The organism is Streptomyces sp. NPDC020362, assembly GCF_040642095.1.
Classification (GTDB): domain Bacteria; phylum Actinomycetota; class Actinomycetes; order Streptomycetales; family Streptomycetaceae; genus Streptomyces.
Genome location: NZ_JBFAET010000370.1, coordinates 1 through 4428, shown reverse-complemented (window position 1 = coordinate 4428; position 4428 = coordinate 1). Strand labels below are relative to the sequence as shown.

Below are 4428 nucleotides of genomic sequence, written 5' to 3'. Positions count from 1 at the left end.
TTCGGGCCAGGGATATCGTTTCGTGTCCGTTCGGTTCTCCTGCGTGAGGAGGCTGTGCCCGATTGCCGAGGGCGAGTGCCGGCGGGTGGGTGCCCAGGGGGCGGTCGCGGGCGCTCGCCAGTGGCCGGCGCTTCAACGGGGTTGTCCGGCGAGGTGTCGCCCGCGTCTGCGGCGTACTGCCCCGTCCTGATCGCCGCCGGGTCGGCGCGTGCGTCGAGGCCGGCTTTCACCGCCGTACGCCCCGGGGTGAAGCGCAGCCTGCGCCGCACCCGCCCCGGGGGTGCTGTGCGTGGGGCGTGCGCCGTTCTGCGCCCGGTGATCCTGTCCGGTGCCTCGGTGCCTCGGTGCCTCGGTGCCTCGGTGCCTCGGTGCCTCGGTGCCTCGGTGCCTCGGTGTCCGGGGCGGGCTCCGGGTGCGCTCAGGGCCGCGGTACGGCGGGTTCAGGGTCGGGCAAGGTGGGCAGTTCGGCCGTGACTGCGCGGATGGTGGTGCGCAGCCAGTTCTGGGCGGGATCGTCGTCCAGGCGCGGGTGCCAGATCATGCGGTAGGTCATGGGCTCGATCTCGCGGGGTGCGGGCACGCACCGCAGGCCGGGGTCGGTGGCGTGCTGTGCCACGAGTCGCCGGGGCAGTGTGGCGACCAGCCCGGTGCCGGGGATGGCCAGGGGCGCGACGGCATGGTGGGGAACGCTCAGGCTGATGTGGCGCGGGGCGGCGAGGGAGCCCAGACGCTGGTCGAGCAGCCCCTGACGTCCCTCGGTGACGGTCACCTCGATGTGGGAGCAGCTGAGGTACTCGTCCAGGGACAGCCTGGCCCGGCCGGCGAGAGGGTGCCCGGCGGACAGGAGGCAGACGTAGCGCTCTTCGAGGAGCTGCTGGGTGCGCAGGGCCGGGGGCGCGGGGACTGCGGTGAGGACGAGGTCGGTCAGGCCGCGTTCGAGATCGCCGAGGGCGTCGTCGTGCCAGGCTCTGAAGGTGAGCCGGGAGTCGGGTGACTGCTGGAAGAGCCGCTGGAAGAGGGCGGGGCCCAAGACCGCGGTGGCGTAGTCGGTCCCGGTGATGCGGAGGACTTCTGCGGCCGTTGCGGGGTCGAAGGCGCTGTGCGTGAACATCGCCTCCAACTGCGGGAGGACGGACCGGAGTTGGAGACGCAGGCGTTCGGCGCGGGGTGTGAGCTGGTATCCCTCGGCGCCGCGTACGAGGAGTTCGTCGCCGAACGCCGCGCGCAGACGTTGCAGGGCTCGGCTCATGGCCGGCTGGCTGAGGCTGACCCGCGCGGCCGCCCGGGACACGTGGCGTTCTTCGAGCAGTGCGGTGAGCGGCGCCAGCAGATTCAGATCCACCCGCTCAATATGCGTCATGCGCATAATCTACATACGGATCATTCATTGGACGCATGGCTACGATCCGCTGCAGTCTCGACTCGGGGCCGGACGGTCCCGGTCGCCGTCCTGGCACAGGACGCGCACTTCTTCCCTGCACCCGGAGCCCGACGATGAGCCTTGAGCAGCGCGAGACGGTCAAGCAGATCCTCCGCGATTCCCCCTTCGACCTGGGGGGAGAGGTATCGCTCCAACGCCCCCTGTTCGAGCAGATGCTGACCTCCCAGCCCTTGCCCGGCGACGTCATCACCACGCCGGACACGCTGGGCGGCGTCCCGGTTGTCCACGTCGACATCGCCGGTGCCCGGGCGGACGGTGTGGTGCTCCACCTGCACGGCGGGGGGTACGCGGTCGGTTCCGCCCGTGCCTCGGCCTCGCTCGCCGCCCAGATCGCACGCCGCAGCGGCACCCGCGTGGTGGCCGTCGACTACCGGCTGGCGCCCGAGGACCCCTTCCCGGCGGCGCTCGACGACGCACTGGCCGCCTATCGCGCCCTGCTGGAGAGCGGAGCGGCCGCCTCCGAGGTGGCCATCGCGGGCGAGTCGGCGGGCGGTGGCCTCGCGGTGGCCCTGCTCGCAGAGATCGAGGCTGCCGGTCTGCCCCGCCCGTGCTGTGCCGCCGTGTTCTCCCCTTGGGCCGACCTGACGGTCACCGGCGACAGCTACACCTCCAAGGCGGAGGTGGATCCGTCCGTCACCGCCTGTGCCCTGCGCACCCGCGCCCGCGACTACGCCGCCGGAACCGGTCTCAACGACCCGCGGCTCAGCCCCGTCCACGCCGATCTGACCGGCCTGCCGCCGCTGCTCGTCCAGGCCGGCTCCCACGAGGTTCTCCTCGATGACGCCCTGCGCCTGGCGGCTCGCGCCGCCGCCGATGACGTCGCCGTCACGCTCGAGATCACCCCTGGCGTTCCGCACGTCTTCCAGGCCTTCGCCGTCGTCCTGGACGAAGCCGGTGCAGCCCTGGACCGCGCGTCGGCCTTCCTGCGAGCGCACCTGCGCCCGTGACGCCCCGTGCACCCCCGACTGCCGGTGCGGATACCGGCTCGCCCGAAGTCACCTCGCAACGCCGCGGACCGTCCTGAGTCTTCCCCAGGCATCGTCAGGAGGCCTCGAACTTCCGGAACGAAGGAGGTCGTCACCAGGCTTGCCGGCGAGGACTTCCATGCCATCCTCGAACCCGACGTCGCCACATCCTCGAACCCGACGTCATCGCCCCGTCGGTGGCGACGCAGGCCGTGGCTTCGGTGATGCGGTCGTGGGGCGGCGGAGGTGCGGTCAACAACAGTCCCGGCACATCCTGGAGGACCTTGACGAATTGAGTTCCTGAGAGGGTGCTCCGCGACAGTTCAAGGCCTCTCGTAGTACTTGAAGACGGGTTGTCCGGTTCCGGGTCTTGTGGTTGGCGGCCGGTGCGGTGTGCGGGTGGACGTGGACGGACGGCCTGCATACCCGAGCGGCCCGTCGGCTGAAGCCTGGGAGTCGATCCGGCCGGTCCTCACCGCTTGGGAGGCGAGGCACCCCTCGGTCAGCGGGCATGCGGGGCCGTGCCGGATGCGGGAGACGGTGAACACGATCCTGTACCAGGCCGCACCGGCTGCCAGCGGCGTTTTCTGCCGCACGACCTGCCGCCGAAGGGCGCGGTGTACTGCTGCTTCGCCAAGTGGCGCGACGACGGTACCGCCGAGGCCATGCACGACCTGCTGCCCTGGCAGGTCCGCGAGACGCGTCGGCGGCTCGAGGACCCCACCGCCGTCGTGCTGGATTCCCAGACCGTGCGGGCCTCCACGAACGCGCCCCACCAGACCACCCGGCTGGATGCGGGCAAGAAGAGCCCGGGCCGCAAGCGGGGCATCGCCACCGATGTCCTCGGGCTGGCCATCGCCGTAAGGGCGGTGGTGGCGAGCGCGCACGACAACGCGATCGGCATCGCATTGCTGGACAAGGCCGGTGTCGCCGCACCGACGGTGACCAAGGCGTGGGTGGACGCTGGGTTCAAGGACGCCGTCGTCGCCCACGGCGCCGGCCTCGGCATCGACGTCGAGATCGTTCGCCGACTCAGTCTGATCTCCGGCTACTCGCCGTGGAACAGCTAATCAGGATCAACCTGCTTAATGGGTAGGGCAGTAAAGGCAACGGACGGTACCCATCGCTGGCCGCCGTACCGGGTGAATGCTGCTATCAGGTCTGCCCGCTTCCGCCGGCCGACTGGTGGTGAAACCTCGGAGCGGACAACACGCCTTCAGGTACTACGAGAGCCCCCTGAACCTCGCAGAACACCCAATGACGCTGCCGGGCATCTGCGGGGCCGCGCCGGATCAGGAACTGCAGGAACTGCAGGAGCCGGCTGAGCGAAGGCTGTTTCAGCCGGTGCACGTAACGCCGTTTGTTTCAGCCCCTGATCAACGACAACAGTTGCCTCAGGCGGAGGGCACCAGGGAGAAGACCACACGCTTTCCGGTGGTGGTGTTCTCCCGCTCGTTGAGCCCCCACAGGCGCCCGGACGAAGGGGCGTAGGAGAGGTTCTGGGTCAGCGGCGGGGCGTGGGTGAGGACGTGCGGGGCCGCCCCGACGGCTGCGCGGTGGATGCAGTACGGCACGTCGGAGTCGGTGGTGCCCGCGCTCTCGGGGCACTCGCCGCTGAAGTAGTAGTAGGTGCCGTCCGTCGCGGCGCCCTGCACCTTCCAGATCGGCACGCTGTAGACGGCGGACGCGGTGACCGTGCCCGTGGTGTCGGCTGCGGTGTCGGTGTCCGGCAGGGCAGTGCTCGCGTTCAGCGGCCAGCGCATCAGCGGGCCGCCGCCGTGGTCCGCGATCTGGGTGGTGACCAGGGCGTCGGGCGTGGAACTGCGGTCCAGGCTCAGCGAGGTGAGGCACGGCTCGCTGGCGTTGCACGCATCTCCCGCGTTGCCGGTGAAGTAGGCGCCGACCATGGGCAGCGCCCAGTTGCTGTAGTGCGCCGAGGAGTTGCCGTTGCTCTCCACCCCGACCGAAGCGGAGCCGGTGTCGCTCATCTTCCACAGGTGCCGCAGGTCGTAGACCTGGATC

At 70.4% G+C, this 4428-nt stretch carries 3 protein-coding genes and 1 pseudogene; 2 read left to right on the top strand and 2 right to left on the bottom strand.

The genetic code is table 11. The features are described from left to right. Window positions 1-418 precede the first annotated feature (418 nt). Window positions 419-1360: a LysR family transcriptional regulator gene (locus tag AB0H32_RS47000; protein WP_361135474.1), complete on the bottom strand. Its 942-nt coding sequence runs from the start codon at window positions 1358-1360 to the stop codon at window positions 419-421. A 134-nt stretch (window positions 1361-1494) separates the two neighbouring features. Here AB0H32_RS47000 and AB0H32_RS46995 point away from each other — a divergent pair, with 134 nt between their 5' ends. Together AB0H32_RS46995 and AB0H32_RS46990 are read left to right on the top strand one after the other, a co-directional pair. Then, window positions 1495-2388: an alpha/beta hydrolase fold domain-containing protein gene (locus tag AB0H32_RS46995; protein WP_361135471.1), complete on the top strand. Its 894-nt coding sequence runs from the start codon at window positions 1495-1497 to the stop codon at window positions 2386-2388. A 539-nt stretch (window positions 2389-2927) separates the two neighbouring features. Continuing rightward, window positions 2928-3476: a transposase gene (locus AB0H32_RS46990; protein WP_361135468.1), complete on the top strand. Its 549-nt coding sequence runs from the start codon at window positions 2928-2930 to the stop codon at window positions 3474-3476. 324 nt (window positions 3477-3800) lie between these two features. Here the strand turns inward: AB0H32_RS46990 and AB0H32_RS46985 are convergent. Next, window positions 3801-4428: pseudogene (locus AB0H32_RS46985) on the bottom strand (hypothetical protein); the annotation flags it as partial.